15 protein-coding genes are annotated in these 20,937 nt (G+C 37.6%); 14 read left to right on the forward strand and 1 reads right to left on the reverse strand.

Going from position 1 to position 20,937, the window contains the following annotated elements:
* Window positions 1-4 precede the first annotated feature (4 nt).
* The 11 genes from VUJ46_RS02390 to hisIE all read left to right on the forward strand — a co-directional run bounded on the left by VUJ46_RS02390 (window position 5) and on the right by hisIE (window position 9,956).
* On the forward strand, window positions 5-934 hold the full coding sequence (locus VUJ46_RS02390; RefSeq protein ID WP_326983416.1) for a glycosyltransferase family 2 protein: 930 nt from the start codon (window positions 5-7) through the stop codon (window positions 932-934).
* Window positions 935-1,711: a polysaccharide deacetylase family protein gene (locus VUJ46_RS02395; protein WP_326983417.1), complete on the forward strand. Its 777-nt coding sequence runs from the start codon at window positions 935-937 to the stop codon at window positions 1,709-1,711.
* Window positions 1,708-2,805, forward strand: a complete 1,098-nt coding sequence (locus tag VUJ46_RS02400) for a glycosyltransferase family 4 protein (RefSeq protein WP_326983418.1) — start codon at window positions 1,708-1,710, stop codon at window positions 2,803-2,805. The genes VUJ46_RS02395 and VUJ46_RS02400 overlap by 4 nt, the downstream gene beginning before the upstream one ends.
* Before the next feature lie 250 nt (window positions 2,806-3,055).
* Window positions 3,056-3,913 (forward strand): ATP phosphoribosyltransferase, encoded by an 858-nt coding sequence (gene hisG, locus VUJ46_RS02405; RefSeq protein WP_326983419.1) that lies wholly within the window; start codon window positions 3,056-3,058, stop codon window positions 3,911-3,913.
* 1 nt (window position 3,914) lies between these two features.
* Window positions 3,915-5,210 carry a histidinol dehydrogenase gene (hisD, locus tag VUJ46_RS02410; RefSeq protein WP_326983420.1) on the forward strand — a complete coding sequence of 432 codons (1,296 nt, stop codon included), beginning with the start codon at window positions 3,915-3,917 and terminating at the stop codon, window positions 5,208-5,210.
* Window positions 5,197-6,222, forward strand: a complete 1,026-nt coding sequence (gene hisC / locus VUJ46_RS02415) for a histidinol-phosphate transaminase (RefSeq protein ID WP_326983421.1) — start codon at window positions 5,197-5,199, stop codon at window positions 6,220-6,222. The genes hisD and hisC overlap by 14 nt, the downstream gene beginning before the upstream one ends.
* Before the next feature lie 4 nt (window positions 6,223-6,226).
* On the forward strand, window positions 6,227-7,321 hold the full coding sequence (gene hisB / locus VUJ46_RS02420; RefSeq protein ID WP_326983422.1) for a bifunctional histidinol-phosphatase/imidazoleglycerol-phosphate dehydratase HisB: 1,095 nt from the start codon (window positions 6,227-6,229) through the stop codon (window positions 7,319-7,321).
* Between the two features lies 1 nt (window position 7,322).
* A complete protein-coding gene (gene hisH, locus VUJ46_RS02425; RefSeq protein WP_326983423.1) occupies window positions 7,323-7,901 on the forward strand; it encodes an imidazole glycerol phosphate synthase subunit HisH in 579 nt (192 codons plus the stop codon).
* 3 nt (window positions 7,902-7,904) lie between these two features.
* Window positions 7,905-8,627: a 1-(5-phosphoribosyl)-5-[(5-phosphoribosylamino)methylideneamino]imidazole-4-carboxamide isomerase gene (hisA, locus tag VUJ46_RS02430; RefSeq protein ID WP_326983424.1), complete on the forward strand. Its 723-nt coding sequence runs from the start codon at window positions 7,905-7,907 to the stop codon at window positions 8,625-8,627.
* Entirely contained in the window at window positions 8,620-9,372 is a 753-nt protein-coding gene (gene hisF, locus VUJ46_RS02435) for an imidazole glycerol phosphate synthase subunit HisF (RefSeq protein WP_326983425.1), read from the forward strand. The genes hisA and hisF overlap by 8 nt, the downstream gene beginning before the upstream one ends.
* Window positions 9,369-9,956 carry a bifunctional phosphoribosyl-AMP cyclohydrolase/phosphoribosyl-ATP diphosphatase HisIE gene (hisIE, locus tag VUJ46_RS02440; protein WP_326983426.1) on the forward strand — a complete coding sequence of 196 codons (588 nt, stop codon included), beginning with the start codon at window positions 9,369-9,371 and terminating at the stop codon, window positions 9,954-9,956. Before hisF ends, hisIE begins: the two co-directional genes overlap by 4 nt.
* 511 nt (window positions 9,957-10,467) lie before the next feature.
* Here the strand turns inward: hisIE and VUJ46_RS02445 are convergent.
* Window positions 10,468-11,916, reverse strand: a complete 1,449-nt coding sequence (locus VUJ46_RS02445; RefSeq protein ID WP_326980898.1) for an IS1182 family transposase — start codon at window positions 11,914-11,916, stop codon at window positions 10,468-10,470.
* Window positions 11,917-12,682: 766 nt separating this feature from the next.
* Here VUJ46_RS02445 and VUJ46_RS02450 point away from each other — a divergent pair.
* The 3 genes from VUJ46_RS02450 to VUJ46_RS02460 all read left to right on the forward strand — a co-directional run bounded on the left by VUJ46_RS02450 (window position 12,683) and on the right by VUJ46_RS02460 (window position 20,889).
* A complete protein-coding gene (locus VUJ46_RS02450; protein WP_326983427.1) occupies window positions 12,683-14,278 on the forward strand; it encodes a T9SS type A sorting domain-containing protein in 1,596 nt (531 codons plus the stop codon).
* Window positions 14,279-14,284: 6 nt separating this feature from the next.
* Window positions 14,285-17,080 carry a hypothetical protein gene (locus VUJ46_RS02455; protein WP_326983428.1) on the forward strand — a complete coding sequence of 932 codons (2,796 nt, stop codon included), beginning with the start codon at window positions 14,285-14,287 and terminating at the stop codon, window positions 17,078-17,080.
* Window positions 17,081-17,196: 116 nt separating this feature from the next.
* Entirely contained in the window at window positions 17,197-20,889 is a 3,693-nt protein-coding gene (locus VUJ46_RS02460; protein WP_326983429.1) for a DUF6443 domain-containing protein, read from the forward strand.
* Window positions 20,890-20,937: the final 48 nt, after the last annotated feature.

Genomic DNA, 20,937 nt, shown 5'->3' on the forward strand with positions numbered 1-20,937 from the left:
TTTTATGAAGAAAATTTCAATTGTCATTCCTGCCTATAATGAAGGAGGTAATGTTGCCCTGATCCATGAAAAAATTAAAGAAGTTTTTACAGGGTTAAAGAATTATGATTTCGAAATAATCTTTGTAAACGACGGCAGCAGAGACGATACCCAACAGAGGCTGGAGGAATTATCTCAGCAGTTTGAAGAAGTGAAATTTATTGAATTTTCAAGAAATTTTGGACATCAGCCTGCTGTAAAGGCGGGTATGGACAATGCCCACGGAAATGCAGTCATTTCGATGGATGGTGATCTTCAGCATCCTCCCGAACTTATTCCTCAAATGATAAAAAAATGGGAAGAAGGCTATGACGTTGTCTTCACCATTAGAACATATCCCAAACAGATTTCATGGTTTAAAAGAAAAACTTCGGATTTTTTCTATAAACTTTTATCAAGCCTCTCTGACGTCAATCTTACAAAAGGAGGAGGTTCAGATTTCCGGTTACTAGATGCCAATGCGGTTCAGGTCATGAGAGATTTTAAAGAGGATGACTTATTCTTAAGAGGACTGACAAGCTGGATGGGGTTTAAACAGACAGGAATTGATTTCGTTGCCGCTGAAAGAATAGCAGGAGAAAGCAGTTATAATATTAGAAAAATGCTCACTTTTGCCTTTACAGGGATTACGGCATTTAGTGTAAAACCTCTCTATATAGCGGCTTACTTAGGTTTTTTATTCTCAGGATTATCGGTTTTAGGGTATATAGGGTATGTAATTTATGCCTTCGCGGCTCATACCGAAATTTCCGGTTGGGCATCCTTAATTATGACCATTGTATTTTTTGGAGGACTTCAGCTGATTATTATGGGCATCATCGGTATTTATTTAGGGAAGATTTTCAAACAGGTTAAGGAAAGACCCAACTATATTGTAAAAAATAAAAATTTTTAAATGGTTTTATTAAGTTTTGATATCGAGGAATTTGATATGCCTTTGGAGTATAAAGGTGAAATTTCCTTTGATCAACAAATCTCCATATCTCAGCGGGGGCTTGAAAATATTTTAAATATTTTAAAAAAGCATCAGGTAAAAGCTACCTTTTTCTCTACAGTCATTTTCGCTGAAAACAGCAAAGATTTAATTAGAAGATTAATTAATGAAGGTCATGAGCTGGCTTCTCATACATGGTTTCATTCCGAATTTGAGGAAAAACATTTGAAGGAATCCAGAGAACGTCTGGAAGAATTATTTTCTGTAAAAGTGACGGGATTAAGAATGCCCCGAATGATGCCTGTGGACGAAAAAGCGGTGGAAAATGCAGGATATTCATATAATTCGTCTGTCAATCCTACTTTTTTACCGGGAAGATACAACAATCTGAAAGTTTCCAGAACATATTTTAAAGAAGGTAATGTGATGCAGGTTCCTGCTTCGGTTTCGCCTAATTTCAGAATTCCTTTATTTTGGCTGAGTTTTCATAATTTTCCTCTGTCTTTCTACAAAAAATTGTCTTCAGATACCTTAAAGAAAGATAATTATCTCAATATTTACTTTCATCCCTGGGAATTTTCGGAGATAAAAGATCAGGCGTTTAAATTGCCTGGTTTTACAGTAAAAAACTCAGGAAAGGATATGGTCAGAAGATTTGATGAATTTGTGGGTTGGCTTAAAAGTAAAAACTATATCTTTGGAACCTTTCAGGAATTTCAAAAACAGATAACATTATGAAAATTGCATTTGATGCAAAGCGTTTTTTTCACAACACTTCAGGCTTAGGCAACTATTCAAGGGATTTGGTTAGAATACTTTCTCAGTTTTATCCTGAAAATGACTATGTTTTGCTGAATAAAAATAAATCCGAGAGAGGGAAAGATATTCTTGAAAAAAAGAATGTCCATTTCATTGAAACCTCCAAAGGAAAACTTTCCCGACAGCTGAAAATGGGAAAAGATGCCCAAAAACAAAACGCTGATGTATTTCACGGATTATCAGGTGAATTGCCCTTAAAATGGGATTCTAAACCCATCAAAAAAATAGTGACGGTTCATGATTTGATTTTCGTAAGATATCCACAGTATTATTCTTTTTTCGACCGGAAAATTCATCTTTGGAAATTTAAAAAAGCCACGTCGATGGCTGACGAAGTGATTGCTATTTCTGAACAGACGAAGCAGGATATAATGGACTTTTTAAAAGTTCCGGAAAGTAAAATTACCGTCATTTATCAGGGCTGTCATAATGCTTTTAAAGAAGAGCAGTCAGAAGAATTAATTAAGGCTGTAAAGGCCAAATTTCAGCTTCCCGAAAGGTTTATTCTGAATGTAGGAACCATTGAGGACAGAAAAAATCTTTTGAGTGTTGTGAAAGCAATAAAAGATACCGGTATTCCGTTGGTTGTTGTCGGGAAAAAAGCAAAATATTTCAGGAAAATCGAAGATTTTATTCAGAAAAATAAGATGGAAAAGCAGGTTCATTTCCTCGAAGGTGTATCGATGGATGAGCTGGCAGTAATCTACAAACTGGCTGATATTTTCGTCTATCCGAGCTTTTTCGAAGGCTTTGGAATTCCTGTGATTGAGGCTCTCTTTTCAAAAACGGTGACTATTACGAGCAATACCAGCTGTCTTCCTGAGGCAGGCGGACCGGATTCTGTTTACATCGATCCTGAAAATTATTTAGATCTTCAGTCTAAAATTAAATTTTTATGGGACAATGAGTCGGAACGTAAACGCCGTGCTGATAAGGGGTTTGACTTTGTTCAGAAGTTTAATGATGAAGCCATTGCAAAAGAACTCATGACGCTTTATCAAAAAAATAAATAGAAAAAATCTTGCAGGTTTAAAAATAAGTCCTACATTTGTAGCACAAATTTCAACAATGAAACCGAATTTTTTAACAGTACATCATTATCATCATCATCTCTGCTAAGACGGAATTGATTGATATATTACTATGTTAAAAATCAAAATAATTAAAAACCGTCTGAGTAAATTAGGCGGTTTTTTTGTTTTCTAATATTTCAGGAAAATACTTAAAGTATCACTTTATTTGCTCAGATTCAACGACAAAGAAATGAGTAAATTAAAAATTGCAATTCAAAAAAGCGGCCGGTTATACGAAGAGTCTTTACAGCTATTGAAAGATTGCGGGATATTCGTGAATAACGGCAAGGATCAACTCAAAGTTTCTGTAGATAATTTTCCGATGGAGATCATGTATCTGCGCAATTCCGACATTCCTCAATATCTGGAAGATGGAGTCGTAGATATCGCTATTGTAGGGGAAAATCTGTTGGTCGAGAAACAGAAAAATATTGAGATTATCCAGCAATTGGGATTCTCAAAATGCAGAGTTTCTTTGGCAGTTCCGAAAGAAGTAGAAACGGATGATCTCAATTATTTCCAAGGTAAAAAAATTGCTACCTCTTATCCAAATACCCTTAGAAAATTCTTAGAATCGAATAATATCTCTGCCGATATTCATATCATTTCAGGTTCCGTAGAAATTGCTCCGAATATTGGTCTGGCAGACGGGATTTGCGATATTGTAAGTTCCGGAAGTACGTTGTTTAAAAACGGATTGAGAGAAACCGTAGTGTTATTAAAATCGGAGGCTGTCCTGGCCCAAACTTCTCTTTTAGATGCTGGAAAAGTGAAAATCCTTGATAAATTTTTGTTTAGAATTAAATCGGTCTTAAAGGCAAAAAATTCAAAATATATTCTGATGAATGTTCCGAATGATAAGATCCAGGATATTTCAAATGTTCTTCCTGTATTGAAAAGTCCGACCGTGATTCCTTTGGCCGAGGAAGGGTGGAGCAGTATTCATTCAGTGATTGATGAACTGAGGTTCTGGGATGTCATCGATGAATTGAAGGAGAATGGCGCACAGGATATTTTAATCATTCCAATTGATAAAATGGTGATCTGATATGAAAATAAATACATACCCAAAGAGAGAAATCTGGCAGGAATTGGTAAAACGACCGATTATTGAAAGAAATGAAATCTCAAAAATTATAGAAAATATTTTCACGGAAGTAGAAAATAAGGGAGATGAAGCAATGTTCAGTTTTAATAAACAGTTTGATAAGGTTGAAATTGAAAGTCTTAAAGTTTCGGAAAATGAATTAAATGACGCTGGAAATTCGATCAGCGAAGATCTGAAGGCTGCTATTCAGCAGGCAAAGGAAAATATCACAAAGTTTCATGCTTCTCAAATTGCTGATATTGAAAAGATTGAAACCACAAAAGGCGTGGTTTGCTGGCGAGAAATTCGTGCGATTGAAAAAGTGGGAATTTATATTCCCGGAGGTACGGCACCGCTTTTTTCAACGGTTTTAATGCTTGCGGTTCCGGCGCAGCTGGCCGGCTGTAAGGAGATTATTCTTTGTTCACCAGCTGATAAAAACGGGAATATCAACCCTGCGATTTTGTATACGGCACAGTTGTGTGGAGTAAGTCAGGTTTTTAAAATAGGTGGTGCTCAGGCAATCGCAGGATTAACATTCGGTACAGAATCGATTCCCCAGGTGTATAAAATTTTCGGACCCGGAAATCAGTTTGTGGTTGCGGCCAAAGAATATGCTCAGAAGTTTGGGGTCGCGATCGATATGCCTGCAGGACCGAGTGAGGTTTTGGTCATTGCTGATCAACAGGCAGATCCTGGGTTTTGTGCAGCCGATTTACTTTCACAAGCTGAACACGGAAGCGACAGTCAGGTGATTTTTATTTCCGATAATGAGAAAATTATTAACCAAACTATCGAAGAGATAGAAAAACAAATCAAACTGCTTCCGCGAAATGAGTTGGCTCAAAATTCTCTGAATAACAGTCATTTTATCTTGCTGGAGAATATCGAACAAGCTCTTGAATTTAGTAATTTATATGCTCCCGAACATCTTATTCTGGCCATTGAAAATTTTGAAAACTATATTCCGAAGATTCAGAATGCGGGTTCTGTTTTTCTGGGAAATTACTCATGTGAAAGTGCCGGAGATTATGCGAGCGGAACCAACCATACTTTACCAACCAACGGATTCGCAAGGAACTACAGTGGTGTTTCGCTCGACAGTTTTTTGAAGAAAATCACTTTTCAGAATATTTCAAAACAAGGAATACAGAATTTAGGAAAAACGATAGAGTTGATGGCCGAAGCAGAAGGTTTGTCAGCTCACAAAAATGCAGTTTCCATCCGATTAAAACAAGTAGAAAATGACAACAATTAATATCAATTCATTCGTTCGAAAGAACATTCTCAACTTACAACCCTATATAAGTTTCAGAGATCATAACGAATTTAAGGCTCCTGTGCTATTGGATGCCAACGAAAATCCTTTTGGTGAGTGTAATCGTTATCCGGATTCTACTCAGAAAAAATTAAAGCAAAAGCTGTCTCAGGTTAAAAATATTCCGGCTAATCAAATAGCAATTGGAAATGGAAGCGATGAACTTATTGATCTGATTATTAAAGTGTTTTGCGAACCGAAAACAGATTCAGTTTTAATGATGAATCCTTCTTTCGCGATGTATGGTTTTTATGCAGCGATTAATGAAAACAAAGTCGTAAAGCTTAATTTAAATGATGATTTTGATATTGATAAAGAGTTTTTTTTAAATATAATTAATGCAAATCAATTAAAAATATTCTTTTTATGTTCACCCAATAATCCGACAGGAAACAGCATTGAGGATATTGAGTTTTATATTAAAAATTTCAATGGAATTGTGGTTGTCGATGAAGCTTATATCGAATTTTCTCAACAGAAATCTGCGTTAGCTTTATTGGGTAAATATCCTAATCTTATTGTACTGCAAACCTTTTCAAAGGCTTGGGGAAAAGCCGGCGCGAGGGTTGGGGTTGCGTACGCTTCAGAAGAAATTATCAATTTTATCAATTTGGTAAAGGCGCCGTATAATGTCAATTCTTTAAGTCAGGACTTAATTATGAAGACTCTTGAAAATACAACTGAATTTAATCAAAGTGTTAAAAATATACTGACTGAAAGAGAATGGCTTCGTGAAGAATTTGAAAATTTAAAGTGTATCAATAAAGTATATCCCACAGATGCTAACTTCTTTTTAGTTGATTTTGAAGATATTGAAAAGGTTTATGAAAATCTTACTTCAGGTGAAATTCTGACCAGTAAAAGAGCACCTGCCATCCCCAATTGCATCCGAATTAATATCGGGACGCGAGCTGAAAATGAAAAACTGATTAATATCCTAAAAAACTGTTGATTGTATGAAAAAAGTATTGTTTATAGATCGTGATGGCACTTTGATCCTGGAGCCGCCTGTTAATTTTCAGGTCGATTCTTTGGAAAAGCTGGAATTTTATCCGGGTGTATTTCAAAACTTAGCCAAAATTGCAAAAGAGTTGGATTTTGAGCTGGTGATGATTACCAATCAGGATGGTTTGGGAACAGAGAGTTTTCCGTATCAGGATTTTATTAAACCTCAGGAAAAAATGATTCAGGCTTTTCAGAATGAAGGGATTATTTTTAATGATATTCTGATCGATAAAAGTTTTGAACATGAAAATCTGCCTACAAGAAAGCCTGGAACGGGGATGTTGGGTTCATACATCTATGGAGATTATGATCTCGAAAATTCTTTTGTAATCGGTGACCGGATCACGGATATTCAGCTGGCAAAAAATTTAGGAACGAAAGCTATTTTTATTAATAAAATTCAGAATAAAGATGCCGATCTTACAACAGAAAGCTGGAGTGAAATTTATTCTTATTTAAAACTGATTCCACGAAAGGCAAAAGTTTCAAGAAAAACAAATGAAACCGATATTGAAATAGAGATTAATCTCGATGGAAAGGGTGATTCTGAGATCTCCACCGGTTTATATTTTTTTGATCACATGCTCGAACAGATCTCAAAGCACGGAAATTTAGATTTAAAAATTAAAGTGAATGGCGATTTACAGGTTGATGAGCATCACACGATAGAAGATACGGGAATTGTCTTAGGGGAGTCTGTTGTAAAAGCTTTAGGCAAGAAAAAAGGAATTGAAAGATATGGCTTCCTGCTTCCTATGGATGATTGCCTGTCGCAGGTAGCGCTGGATTTTGGAGGAAGACCCTGGCTGGTTTGGGATGCCGATTTTAAAAGAGAAAAAATTGGAGATGTACCTACGGAAATGTTCTTTCACTTCTTTAAATCTTTCACCGATTCTGCTAAATGTAATGTAAATATTAAATCTGAAGGTGAAAATGAACACCACAAAATAGAATCGATCTTTAAAGCCTTTGCAAAAGCAATAAAAATGGCTGTAAAACAAACAGATACTAATTTTAATTTACCTTCCACAAAAGGAAGTTTATAATATGATTGCCATTATAAAATACAACGGAGGAAATGTAAATTCTGTACAGAATGCGCTGGATAGACTGAATGTGAAATCAATAGTTACCGATGATTTTGACCTGATCCAAGGTGCGGATAAAGTAATATTTCCGGGAGTCGGTGAAGCTTCGTCGACCATGAAAATTTTAACGCAAAAAGGATTGGATGAGTTAATTCCAACTCTGAAGCAGCCCGTTTTAGGGATTTGCCTCGGAATGCAGTTGATGTGTGGAGATAATGAGGAAGGAAATACAACGGGAATGGGAATTTTTGATGTTAAGGTTAAAAAATTTCCACCACAGGATTTGGTTCCTCACATGGGGTGGAATACCATTTCTGATTTTAAATCAACACTTTTTTCGGGAATTTCAGAAAGTGACGATCTGTATTTTGTTCATAGTTTTTATTGTGAGCTTTCAGAAAATACAACCTCTGTCTGTGATTATATTTTACCTTTCAGCGCTTCGCTGCAAAAAGATAATTTTTATGCCATGCAGTTTCACCCTGAAAAATCGGGAAGCATCGGAAGTGAACTATTAAATAACTTTTTAAAGCTGTAAAAAATGAAAATTATTCCTGCAATTGACATTATTGACGGAAAATGTGTACGTCTGTCAAAAGGTGATTATAATACAAAGAAGATTTATAATGAAAATCCTGTAGAAGTCGCGAAAGAGTTCGAAAGTTTTGGGATACAATATCTTCATTTGGTGGATCTTGACGGGGCAAAGTCAAAGCATATTGTGAATCAAAAGGTATTGGAAAATATTGCGAATAAGACTTCCTTACAAATTGATTTTGGGGGCGGACTGAAAACTGAGGGAGATATTGAAACAGCCTTTAGTGCTGGGGCAAAGCAAATTACTGTGGGCAGTATAGCGGTTCAAGATCCTGAGTTTTGTTTTGGTTTAATTCAAAAATATGGAACTGAGAAAATTATTCTGGGTGCCGATTGTGATGCTAGAAAAATAAAAACGTCAGGATGGTTGGAGGAAAGTGATCTGGATGTGATTGATTTTATTATTAAATATCAACAAAAGGGGTTAAAAAATGTGATCTGTACTGATATTTCAAAAGACGGAATGTTACAGGGACCTTCAACAGAATTGTATACAGAAATTTTAAATAAAACGGATATTCAACTGGTCGCCAGTGGTGGTATTTCAGGAATGGAAGATGTGTATCAAATGAAAGAAATTGGTTGTGCCGGAACGATTATCGGAAAAGCAATTTATGAAGGAAAAATAAGTCTGAAAGAAATTAAAAATTTTATTGAAAATGCTTAAAAAAAGAATTATTCCATGTCTCGATATAAAAGACGGAACTACGGTAAAAGGGATTAACTTTGAAGGGCTTAGAAATGCCGGAGATCCTATAGAACTGGCAAAAAAATATGAAATTGATGGTGCGGATGAATTGGTATTTCTCGATATTACGGCCACGATTGAAGAGCGAAAAACTTTCATTGATCTCGTGCAAAAAATAGGAAAAGAGTTAAGCATTCCTTTCACGGTGGGGGGGGGAATTTCGACGGTTGAGGATGTCCGTAAATTGCTTGATGCCGGAGCGGACAAAATTAGTGTCAATTCTTCAGCGGTAAAAAATCCTGAACTTATTTCGAATCTTGCCAAAGAATTTGGCAGCCAGTGCATTGTGGTGGCTATTGATACGAAATGTGTAGACGGTGATGACTGGGTTCACATTAAAGGAGGAAGAGAAAAAACAGATCTTAAAACACTGGATTGGGCTCAAAAAGCAGAAGAATTGGGGGCTGGTGAAATTCTTCTGACTTCAATGGATGGAGATGGCACAAAAAGTGGCTTTGATTTGAGAATTACTCAACTTATTTCAGAAAATATCAATATTCCCGTTATTGCCTCAGGAGGTGCTGGAAATGTTAAAGATTTCGAAGATGTTTTTACCTGCACTTCGGCGACAGGTGGTTTGGCAGCCAGCATTTTTCATTTTGAAGAAATTAATATATCAAATTTAAAGAAAGAATTGAAAACTAAAAAAATTGACATACGATGAAAATTAATTTTGATAAAAGTAACGGATTGGTTCCTGTTGTCATTCAGGATGGCAGAACGTTGCAGGTTCTAATGCTGGGATATATGAATCAGGAAGCTTTCGAAAAAACTCAGACTGAAAAAATAGTCACTTTTTTCAGTCGGTCCAAAAACAGATTATGGACAAAAGGAGAGGAATCCGGAAATTTTTTAGCTGTAAAAAGTATTGCTGTTGATTGTGATCAGGATACGATATTAATTAAAGTAAAACCTACGAATACCGTCTGTCATACGGGAAGTTTTAGTTGTTTTGGCGAAAAAGACTCTAAAGGTTTTGTATATGAGTTGGAAGAAAAAATTTCGCAGAGAATTGATGATCAGGTTGAAAACTCCTATACATATTCTTTATTTCAAAAGGGAATTAATAAAGTGGCTCAAAAAGTAGGCGAGGAGGCCGTAGAGGTCGTGATTGAAGCGAAGGATAATAATGATGATCTGTTTAAAAATGAAGCGGCAGATCTGTTGTATCACTACTTAATTTTGTTGAAAGCGAAGAATTTTACTTTACAGGATATTGAAAATGTTTTAATGTCACGTGATCAATAAATTGTAATTTTATCCAGATCCAAAACAAATCATCATGCAGGAAAAAGAAGAATCAGAAAAAGAAAAACCACCGGTACCGACAAAAGTAAGGGAAAAAACCAAAATTCCCTCAGAAACGGCAAAAAGCGGAACCCGGGGAGGGTAAAGTAAAAATAAGCTGGCATTTGTATAGGAAGTGGGTCTGGTATTGAAGATTTACAATTAAATAATGGTAAATCAATATTATGTGTGTTTTGATGGAATTGAGATGATAAGATCCAAGAAATTTTTGAAAGCTTAAGCCAGGAAGAATGAATGAAAAAGACTGTTCAAGAGAAGAGGGCACTGAAAAACCCCGTTCATATAGAATTACCAATTGATTTGGATTTAGAATTAAGAGTTTATTACGAAAATTAAACCTTCGTAATAAGCTTTTTTTCTTTTTTTCAGTATCAAATTTTTGAGGTTTAACGGGATTGATATTGCGCCACGCCTGCGATGTTTATAAAAGACGGAGTATAGATCGATTTCTCTATATTAATTTCAGGATTCTCTTCAAATTGACAGTGAAAATAGCCATTGCACCCTGCATTTGCATATTTTCAATACCATTTGCAATCGCCCTGTCGTAGCCGTGTACGTTTTTAAGCTCGCTGTTTTTGGCTTCGATTTTATAGCGGTGTTTCGATTTTTCTTTGTAATAATCGCTTTCCTGAAAAATCATTTGCTCCTTATGTAAGTCTGATTTTATGGAAACCGAATAAGTTTTAGATTTTGCTCCTTCTTTATAACATCCTTCTTTTAATGGGCAAACCTTGCATTTTTCAATATCAAAATAATAGGTATCCACTTGATTTCCGCCTACGTGTTTCTTCCCGCCACGAGCTTTGCGAATCGCCAAATGCCCTGCAGGACACACAAAACGGTCGGCATCTTTATTGTAATCAAAACGGTCTTCATCTTTTCGAAAACCCTGGGTGATGGAAGGATTAAGTCTGGCTACTATTTTAATATTTTGTTCGCCCGCAATTTTCAGATTTTCTTTTCCGCTGTAAGCAGCGTCACCAATGATGGCATCTACCTCCATCCCGTTGTCCTGGCTCATCTGCAGTAATTTTGGCAGTTCCGGGCCGTCGCCTTTTTCTCCCGAAGTTACCACGGCCGCCGTAATAATCCGCTCTTCGCTCATCGCCAAGTGCGTTTTGTATCCGAAAAAAGAACTGTCAGCCGATTTGTGACCCGTTTTAGCGTCGGCATCTTTTGAAAAAACCATCTGCTCCCCGGTGTCTCTCACTGTTTCCTTCAAAAGATTCAGCTTCTCCTTTACAGCAGGAATCTCCCTGATAGAAGCTTCGTTTTCAATGCGTTTTTCGAGTTCTCTGCAATAATCCAATTCTTTGTTTAAATCATTTTCAATATTTTTTGAGGGCATTTTAGTTTTAAATTCTTCATCAAACTGATAAACGGTCTTGCGAAGCAGTTTTGAGCGCTCCCGCAATACTTCTATCGTTGAAAAAGGATTGCTCATCGACAAGGTGTGAGTGGCATCTACAATGATGGATCTGGATTTGATGATGCCTTTTTCAATCGCAATACTCACGGTTTTACCAATGAGCAAGCTTAAAAGATCACTATCTTTCAAACGCAGTTTTCTGAATTTTGTAAGGGAACTGGGATTGATTACATCTTCTTCCGGAGTCATATCCAAGAAATATTTAAAGGACATATCATACCGGGAACGCTCTACCACATCTACATCAGAAACTGTATAAATACTTTTTAAAAGCAGGTATTTAAACATCCGTACCGGACTTTCAGCATTGCGACCATTGTTTAAGCAGTATTTGCTCAAAAGCTCATCATAGATGAAAGAAAAATCAATCAGCTCATTAATTTTTCTAAGAAGGTTTTCCTTCGGTACAATTAAATCATACAAACCGGAATAGGCACTCAACGGAAGTTTTTCTTGCTGTATTAACATTTGCTTTGCTATTGAAATTTACATTGAAGATAAAAAAATAACCAAAACTTTTAAAGTTTTGCTTATTTTTTTTAATGAAGTTTACTTTTTCAGTGCCCTCCAAGAGAATAGTCTTTTTTTGTGGCTAAAATTTTTTTTTGTTTAAAGGTTTAATACTGTCATCTTTTTGAATTTACCTTAATAAACCCCGAAGGGGTTAAATATCAGTAGCATCAGGTAATACATATTCGAAGATGTTATAATGCTGAAGGGGTTGAATAATGTAAAGGAAATTTCAAAGATAAAATGGTATAAGCGTGTGTTTAGAATGTAAAGATGCTCTTACAATACACCATATTTTTCAACACAGGAGTGAATTATTTTATTTTCGTTAAAAAATTTCCTTTTCACTGTGTTTTGATTAATGTTATTTCTTTAAAAGGTTAAATTATATATCGTTGTTAATCAGTTGACTACTATCTATTGTGTGGTGTTTTACGAATACAATATATTTACCAGGGTGGAGCATGGAAAAAAACAGGCAGGAATTTTAACTGCGAAAATAATAAGAGTTTGGGATTATTTGTATCCTGATAACTTGTTGCTTTGCGGATAGAATGACACGTGGGTTTAAGAAAACCAATGATTTTCTTCTGATGGTTGAAGGAGGCTGTTTGGTGATCGATTGTTCAGCCTGAGTATAAAGCATTTATAACTTTTATCTCTTTTGGGGTAAAAGTACAAAGGAATAAAAAAACATACATCAATTTTAAAAACATAAACATCAATGAAAAAACTTTATGCGAGCGCCCTTACAATAGCGGCATTTCTGGGTGTATCGGCTCAGGAAATTCTCTGGCAGAAAGAGATAACCTCCTCGACTCAGGATTTTCTAAGCCAGATTACAACAACTATAGATGGTCAGTACCTGATCTCGGGAAGCATTATTCAGCCTGATCGTCAGCTGAAAACGGAAAATCGGGCATCTTCGGGATACGATATCCGCCTGATGAAACTGAGTCCTCAGGGTGAAAAAAAATGGGAGAAATTTTTTTCCGGAAACGGACATGATTATGTGGCTTCCACAATAGCGACCCGAGAAGGTGGTTTTTTGGTGGCTGCAACCTCTTTCAGCGGTAAGGGAATGGATAAAAAAGAGGATTCCGGCGGAACTTCCCAAATCTGGCTGATCCGCCTGAATGAGGAGGGTGATGAACTGTGGCAGAAAAGCATTGGCGGAAGTTCGAATGAAGAGGCCAGAGCAGTTGTGCAGACGGCGGATCTTGGCTTTGTGGTCGCTGGAAATATCACTCAGGCTTCAGAGGGATATGGATTGAGGGATATTCTGATGGTAAAACTCGACAAAGAAGGGAAAGAAGTATCACGATCGGTTCTGAAGGGCAGCGGAAATCATGTTGTTGAAAAAATGATTCCCACCCGGGATGGAGGTGTATTGCTAGGGATATATTCGAGAGAATCCGGATTTCAGAACGAAGCCCGGAAATCTGAATCAGGAGACCGGAGAATGGCAATTCACTCATTAAAAACGGCTACCCATTATGGCGAAGGCGACTTTCAGTTGATAAAACTATCCAAAGAAGGGCATCCCGAATGGCAAAAAACGTATGGAGGGACAGGGGATGACCATCTTCGAACGTTGGCGTTGACCTCCTATGGATATTTAATCTGTGGGGAAAGCCGGTCAAAAATTTCCGGTTCGAAGACGGTAGACATTCAAGAGGGTACCGATATATGGCTTGTGGCAGTTAACGAAAGAGGAGAGGAGGTCTTTCAGAAGTCTTACTCATTTGGTAACCGCGATGTGGCAATGGGACTTAGTGTTTTAAACGGTTCGGACAATACAACAAAAAAAGTGATCATCGGAGGCTACACGCAGACAGAAGGCAGAATGGAAACTGGAGAAGAGACGTTCTGGCTGCTCTGTCTTAACGGGGAGGGAAATGAAGAATTCCGGAAATACGTGAAAGGGGAATCAGGCAGCCGGGAAGAAAGACTATCCGATATTCAGCTGAACAAAGACGGCTCTATCCTCTTAGCTGGAACCAGCGCCCACAATGGATTGGGCTCTGAAAACTGGAAAGTTGTGAAACTGGGAGACAAACAAATCGATCAGATGATTGAAAGACAGGATATTAAAATTTATCCGAATCCTGTTGCTGATTATGCGTATGTAGAAATCGGATATGATTTCAAAGAGGCTGAAATTAATGTATTTGATATGAGCGGAAGGCAGTTACAAGGTCTGAAAACGAAGAATAAAGTGACGAAGATCAATACGCAGGCTCTTATCCAGGGAGCGTATTTGGTGACCATAAAAACGGATGAGAATAAAACCGCGAATGCAAAATTGATTAAAAAATAAATACAGATGAGAAAAATACAACTACTGCTTATATGCTTTATAATACAGGGTATCATGTATGGGCAAAGTAAGAATACAGGTGTTGAGAGACCTGTTCCCACTATATCATCATTAGGAAATTATACCAATATGCCTGTTTCTATCCAAACGGGAATACCTAATATTTCATATAATTTAATTCATGTACCTACGAATAACAAATCATTGAGTATAGATTTAAGTCTGAATTATCATGTAGGGAATGTAACGGAAGATACCTGGTTGGGAGATTTAGGTTCCGGGTGGTCATTATTAGGGCAAGGCGTAATATCAAGGGAGATCTACAATGATCCGGATGAATCATTTGACGACAAAACAAAACCGGGTTATTTTAAAAATGGTTTTGATGATGTTTATAATTATCAAATTCCGGGAGAGTCCGGTAAGTTTAAATTTATAAGGGATACTGCTAATAATGCGAACAATTTCAGACTTGTTCATCTGACTGCTACCAGTTCTAAAATCGAATATCATAGAAATAACAATCTATCTACATTAATATTGGATTCTTTTACCATTATCAGTGACAAAGGAATTAAATATAAGTTTGATACGTATAATTTTTCTACAGCAACGACTTGGACATGGGGGTATATTAATGGTCCGGTGATGTATAGAAAACTTAAATACAGAAGTGCCTTTTTCTTGACATCTATAGAAGACGAGAATGGTCAACAATTGGTTAAATATAACTATTTCAGGAGTTTGGTCTATCCCATTGGAATGGGACAGGCAGCGACAGAAGCAGAATACAATAAGCTCACGAGTATCGAGATCAAAGACAGGGGATTAATTGATATACAGTATACTGAGAAAGCTCTGCCTAATAACAAAGAAGATAAATACAACCTTAAAAGTGTACTTCTTAAAGATAAAAATAATCAGTTTATATCAAAACACTCATTTGAAATAGAGGGTCATCTTAAATCTTTCAGTAAAATAGATAAGAACGAAAATACAATACAAAAAACGAGTTTTGGATATGAGGTTGTTAATTTGGCTATTATCTATCCTCCTTCAGTGCCGGGTGGAGAGAGCTCATATGGTAAAGCATTACTAAATAAAGTATATTTGCCTACAGGAGGTATTGTAGAATATAATTTTGAATTTTCTCCTTACGGAAATTATTATGTGGATGTAACCGGACCTGCTCCCTCAGAAAAAATAGGTGAGGTTTTATTTAATAAGTTTGCGAATAATGTAAGAAAAGCTTTTTTTACCTTGACGGAGGAAAAAGAAGTGGTTATTAGCACACCTAACGGTACACTTTCTAATTTCCTGTGGTCGCTTGTTTTTTATCGAAAAGTAGGAAATACATACCAGTATACACCTTACTCTTTAGGAAATGCGGTGCTTGAAGATCCGAGTAATTATGCTGAACGTCATCATATCGTTTTTGCTCCCGGAGATTATTATGTGGCATTAAGTGCACTGCCACCTGGAGGCAATATCCCTGAGATTTCTTTTACCGCAGAAAAAATTACCGGTCCCCCTGTTATTCATCAAGAATTAAGATCTTCAACACGGGCTGGTGGCGTGGTTAAGAGCGTTAAGTATTATGATGCATCGGCGATCAACAATTCTTCAGTTCCATCAAAGATTGAAGAATATCAGTATGGCCTTTTCAATGATCCTACTAAATCGAGCGCAGTTTATATTGGGGAACGATCTGATGATGGAAAAGAGTATACTAATCCTTTATTAGTGTATGTAAATGTCAGAGTTTCGGCCGGAACAGAAGGGTATACAGATTATTATTTTAAAACCACAAAAGATTACCATTCTTATTTGGAGTCTTCATCCGATCCGAAAATAAACAATGACGGAAGCCCTTATTATTTCATTCTCAAAGATGGATTACTTTCTAAAAAAGAAACCTATAATATTTCGAATCAAAAAGTATCTGAAGATATTTTTGATTATCGGTTGGAAGAAAGCGGAGAATCCTTTCCTATTTCTTTTAGAGACCAAACACTTACCAAAACATCTTGGATCAAAGAAAGCAAAATCACTTCCCGCAACTACTTTAGCTCAGGTGTTGCCGAGACCAAAAAAGAAGTCTTCAACAATACCAACAATTATCTTCCGAATTTAGAACGAGTGACTTCATTCGACGGCAGCATTCAGGAAACGAGCTACAAATACGCTTTAGACTTGAATAATCAAAAATTGATTAATGCTAATATGACGGGTATTCCTTTGGAAACCACTTCTGTGATTAAGAAAAATATTTCCGATGCGGGAAAAACCATCGTCAAAGCAGAAACGAAATATGAAAATTCGGCAAATCGGCTTCCTTCCTCTGCCCTGTCTTTTGACTCTCAAAATATGAAGGCTTCGTCTGTAACCTTCAATCAGTATGATGCTAAGGGAAATCTGGAACAATACACGACCCAAGATGGAATTCCTGTATCGGTGATCTGGGGGTATCATAAAACCCAGCCTATTGCGAAGATTGAGGGTGCAACCTACAGTCAGGTGGCTCCTTATGTTAGCGATATTGTCAATAAATCGAATGCTGATATCAATGATGCTACCGAGAAGAGCTTTCAACAGTCCCTGGATACTTTCAGAAACAATGGCCAACTTAAAAATTATCAGATCACTACGTATGTATACGATGCTTTGGTGGGGATGAAGAGCATGACGCCTCCTTCGGGAATTCGGGAAATCTATCTATATGATACTGCAGGAAGACTGCTTCGCGTGCAGGATGAAAACGGAAAACTACTGAAAAAATACGGATACAATTATAAGCAGTGATTGTACGGAGGCAGCAGCGAACAGAGATTAGGGATTCATGTTGGAAATCATTTGATACCATCTCCATCTTCTATCTACCATAAGCCAACTCCGGCTTTTAATAAAAAAAAATAAAGATGAAAAAAATACTCTCATTATTCAGTTTCATGTTTGTTGCAGGATTGTCGCATGCGCAAACAAGCTCAGAAAATTATATCTCGAGCACCACCTGTCTTAACGAGGACTGTACCAAAAAAATAGAGCGGGTACAATACTTTGATCTCTTGGGGAGACCCAAGCAGTTGGTAGATGTAAAAGCTACCCCGCAGGGGAAAGATATCGTCACCCCAATGGTGTATGATGAATTGGGAAGACAGACCAGAAATTACCTTCCCGTTCCTCAAAGTTCGAGCGCCAACGGAAATATTTATCCCCAAGCTTCGGGAATGGTGGCTTATCCGATTGCAGATGTGACGAATATCTACGGAGGCGAAAAGATCTTTACGGAAAAAATACTGGAAAAATCTCCTTTGGAAAGGGTACTCAGCCAAAAGCAGATCGGGAATGCCTGGAATACCAAATCCACGACGTTTGGTTACGATCTGAACACGGCAGCCGACCGTGTGAAAAAATACGGGATGGTGACCACTTGGAATTCTGCCGAAAAAATATATAAAAATACGCTTCAGTATACCGCAACGGAATATGCAAAAGGTCAGTTGGTTAAAAATACGGTAACCGATGAAGACGGAAATACCGTGGTAGAATTTAAGGATGGCTCGGGACAGACGGTTCTGATCAGAAAAGTGATCAGTGCCTCCGAAAATGCCGACACGTATTATCTGTACAATGATTATAAGCAGCAGGTGTATGTAATTCCGCCACTGGCTTCTGCCTCAGCACTGAATGCCACGGCGGTTGAGACGCTTTGCTATCAGTATAACTATGATAGCAAAAACAGGCCCGTAGAGAAAAAACTGCCCGGAAAAGGCTGGGAGTACATGGTGTATGATAAGGCTGATCGGCTTGTGATGACCCAGGATGCGGTCATGAAGTCTCAAAGCAAATGGTTGATGACCAAGTATGATCAGTTCGGAAGAGTGGTATATACCGCAATGCTTTCGGGAGGTGAGCGATCTGGTATGCAAGCCCAGGCAAATGATCATGTGATTGTTGAAAGCAGACAGAGCGATGGCTTTACTCAAGATGGAATGCAGATATTTTATACGAATAATTATTTTCACGTTCTGGAAAAAGTATTAACAGTCAATTATTACGATACTTATCCTTCATATGGTTTTAACCCACCTTTCCCTTCTTCTATTATGGGAAAAACGGTACTATCGGATAACTCCACGGCTCAAGCAATCAGTACCAAGAGCCTTCCGGTAATGAGTTTGGTAAAAAATATCGAAAATGACAACTGGACCAAGAGCTATTCCTATTACGATACCAAAGGAAGAGTGATCGGAACCCACGCTATCAATCATCTTGGAGGATACAGCAAAACCGAAATCGATCTTGATTTTACCGGGCTGATTCAGAAAAGCAAAGTTTACCATAAAAGGCTGAATTCGGATCCCGAAAAGGTGATCACTCAATATTATGAATATGACAGTAAAAACAGAATGCTCGTTCATAAGCATCAGATAGACAGCAATCCCGTGGAGATTTTAACGCAGAACGAATACAACGAACTGTCCCAGCTCAAGACCAAAAAAGTAGGCGGAACGAATGCGGCATCCCCGCTTCAGAGCATTGATTATGCCTATAATATTCAGGGGAGACTAACAAAAATCAATGATCCTAAGAATCTGAACGGCAAGCTATTCGGATATGAGCTAAAATATGAAGATCCAGGATACAGCCATATGGGAACAAGCAAGCACAATGGATTAATATCAGAAGTAGACTGGAGAAATGCAAACGAGGATGTCATGAAAAGATATATCTATATTTATGATGGATTGAAAAGGCTGCAGCATGCCCTATATACAGAGCCTTATTCTACCACTCCTTATAAAAGGCATTTTGATGAAATGATAAACTATGATCTCAACGGAAATATAAAGACACTCAAAAGAAGGGCTTTTCCTGTTAACGGAAATACGGCAACTCTGGCTGATGATCTGGTATATGAATACACAGGAAACCGATTGGACAAGATCACTGAAAACTCTTCAAATAATGCCGGCTACGAAGGCGGAAACAATACCATTTCCTATGATCTTAATGGAAATATGAAGGATATGCTGGACAAAGGAATCCGAAGAATTGATTATAACTATCTCAATTTGGCAAACGGGCTCGCCATAGTACAACCCCAATCTATTGGTCTGGCTCGTAATACAACAATTAATTATTTGTACAGGGCAGACGGTACAAAGCTTAGAAAAACCAATACGACCTCCGGAGGCAGAGGCTCGTCCCAAACTACGGTAACCGTAGATTATCTAGATGGTTTTCAATATGAGAACTTCACCGGAGGAAGAGGTTGCCCGACATGTAAAACCGAGGTTGCCTTTGAACAGCAGGCATATACGCCAAGTGAAAGACCAATAGGACCTATAGCCCCTGTTTGGGTTTTAGATTTTGTAGGTACTTCAGAAGGATTTTACAGTTTTATAGAAAACCGTTATATTTACAATTACAGAGATCATTTGGGAAATGTGAGGGTAAGCTTTGCAAAAAATGACCAGGGAATTGCTCAGATCAGAAATACCAATAATTATTATCCTTTAGGATTAAACCATATTGGAGGGGCTAATGCTTCAAGTTTTGGAGGTCTGCATTCCTATAAATACAATGGGAAGGAGCTTCAGGAGACGGGGTTTTATGACTACGGCTGGCGACAGTATATACCGGATCTGGGAAGATGGAACGGAATCGATCAGCTGGCTGAAATGTACCTCTCCACCAGTACCTATGGCTATGTTGCGGGAAATCCTGTTTCGTATGCGGATGTAGACGGAAGATGGTTTAATTCTGACGGCTCTATTGACACCTCGGGATATACGCCTCGGTTTACCTCTTCAAGACAGATGCGTAACTCGTTTTTAGGAATAAGCCCGAATGATGGCAGCGGCAGTGGTATATATAACCATAGCTCACAGGCACTGATTGACAGGGCTTTTAATTTAGGAGGAGATTGGTATAATACAGGTACCGGATTTAGCAGCTCTGAAGGGATAGGATTAGGATATGACGGAAGCTATACGAGCCTTAATAGCGGATTTTATAATGGAGGAATTGGAGAGTCCATTATAGATATTCCAGGAGTAACCGTAACAAAAAAAGCGGGGTGGGGAAATTCGCTGCAGAATCATTTTAATTCTTATATGAATAATTGGTATAATACAGGCGGCAAGGCAAATTGGTTTGTATCAGCAGCTGGCTCCGGTGTCGGTGCTTTTGCAAACAGATTTTATATTGGTACAGCCAGACCCAATGCTCCCATTAGCTTTTTTGGCAGAAATTATTATGGTAATGGCAGAACCTTTATTAAATCGGCACCTATGGCAGGGGTTATAGGGAAATTTTCGTTTGGTCTTGGATTAGCGATGGATTTTAGAGGAGTGATAAATTATTATCGTAATCCAAATTCACCTAATAAAGTTTTTCCAGGAAAAGCAGTAATTAATGGTTCCATGGGGGCATTGGGCACTTGGGGAGGCACCGCGGGAGCTATTTACAGTCTTTTTTATTTTGGAGTAGATGCATTTTATGGAAATGGTACAGGATGGGATGGTGTAATGAATGACATAGAGTCGGCAGAGCAAAAAGGAAATTATAATATTGATTGGGGAACAATGGCACCGAATGGAGCATAAAAATTAATGTCATGATAAAAAAAGCATATCACTATTTTTACTACAAAA

This window comes from Chryseobacterium sp. MYb264, from assembly GCF_035974275.1.
Lineage (GTDB): Bacteria > Bacteroidota > Bacteroidia > Flavobacteriales > Weeksellaceae > Chryseobacterium.

Excerpts from the sequence above, each read along its gene's own strand:
- VUJ46_RS02390 (WP_326983416.1), top strand. The coding sequence starts at position 5 with ATGAAGAAAATTTCAATTGTCATTCCTGCCTATAATGAAGGAGGTAAT.
- VUJ46_RS02395 (WP_326983417.1), top strand. The coding sequence starts at position 935 with ATGGTTTTATTAAGTTTTGATATCGAGGAATTTGATATGCCTTTGGAG.
- VUJ46_RS02400 (WP_326983418.1), top strand. The coding sequence starts at position 1,708 with ATGAAAATTGCATTTGATGCAAAGCGTTTTTTTCACAACACTTCAGGC.
- hisG (WP_326983419.1), top strand. The coding sequence starts at position 3,056 with ATGAGTAAATTAAAAATTGCAATTCAAAAAAGCGGCCGGTTATACGAA.
- hisD (WP_326983420.1), top strand. The coding sequence starts at position 3,915 with ATGAAAATAAATACATACCCAAAGAGAGAAATCTGGCAGGAATTGGTA.
- hisC (WP_326983421.1), top strand. The coding sequence starts at position 5,197 with ATGACAACAATTAATATCAATTCATTCGTTCGAAAGAACATTCTCAAC.
- hisB (WP_326983422.1), top strand. The coding sequence starts at position 6,227 with ATGAAAAAAGTATTGTTTATAGATCGTGATGGCACTTTGATCCTGGAG.
- hisH (WP_326983423.1), top strand. The coding sequence starts at position 7,323 with ATGATTGCCATTATAAAATACAACGGAGGAAATGTAAATTCTGTACAG.
- hisA (WP_326983424.1), top strand. The coding sequence starts at position 7,905 with ATGAAAATTATTCCTGCAATTGACATTATTGACGGAAAATGTGTACGT.
- hisF (WP_326983425.1), top strand. The coding sequence starts at position 8,620 with ATGCTTAAAAAAAGAATTATTCCATGTCTCGATATAAAAGACGGAACT.
- hisIE (WP_326983426.1), top strand. The coding sequence starts at position 9,369 with ATGAAAATTAATTTTGATAAAAGTAACGGATTGGTTCCTGTTGTCATT.
- VUJ46_RS02445 (WP_326980898.1), bottom strand. The coding sequence starts at position 11,916 with ATGTTAATACAGCAAGAAAAACTTCCGTTGAGTGCCTATTCCGGTTTG.
- VUJ46_RS02450 (WP_326983427.1), top strand. The coding sequence starts at position 12,683 with ATGAAAAAACTTTATGCGAGCGCCCTTACAATAGCGGCATTTCTGGGT.
- VUJ46_RS02455 (WP_326983428.1), top strand. The coding sequence starts at position 14,285 with ATGAGAAAAATACAACTACTGCTTATATGCTTTATAATACAGGGTATC.
- VUJ46_RS02460 (WP_326983429.1), top strand. The coding sequence starts at position 17,197 with ATGAAAAAAATACTCTCATTATTCAGTTTCATGTTTGTTGCAGGATTG.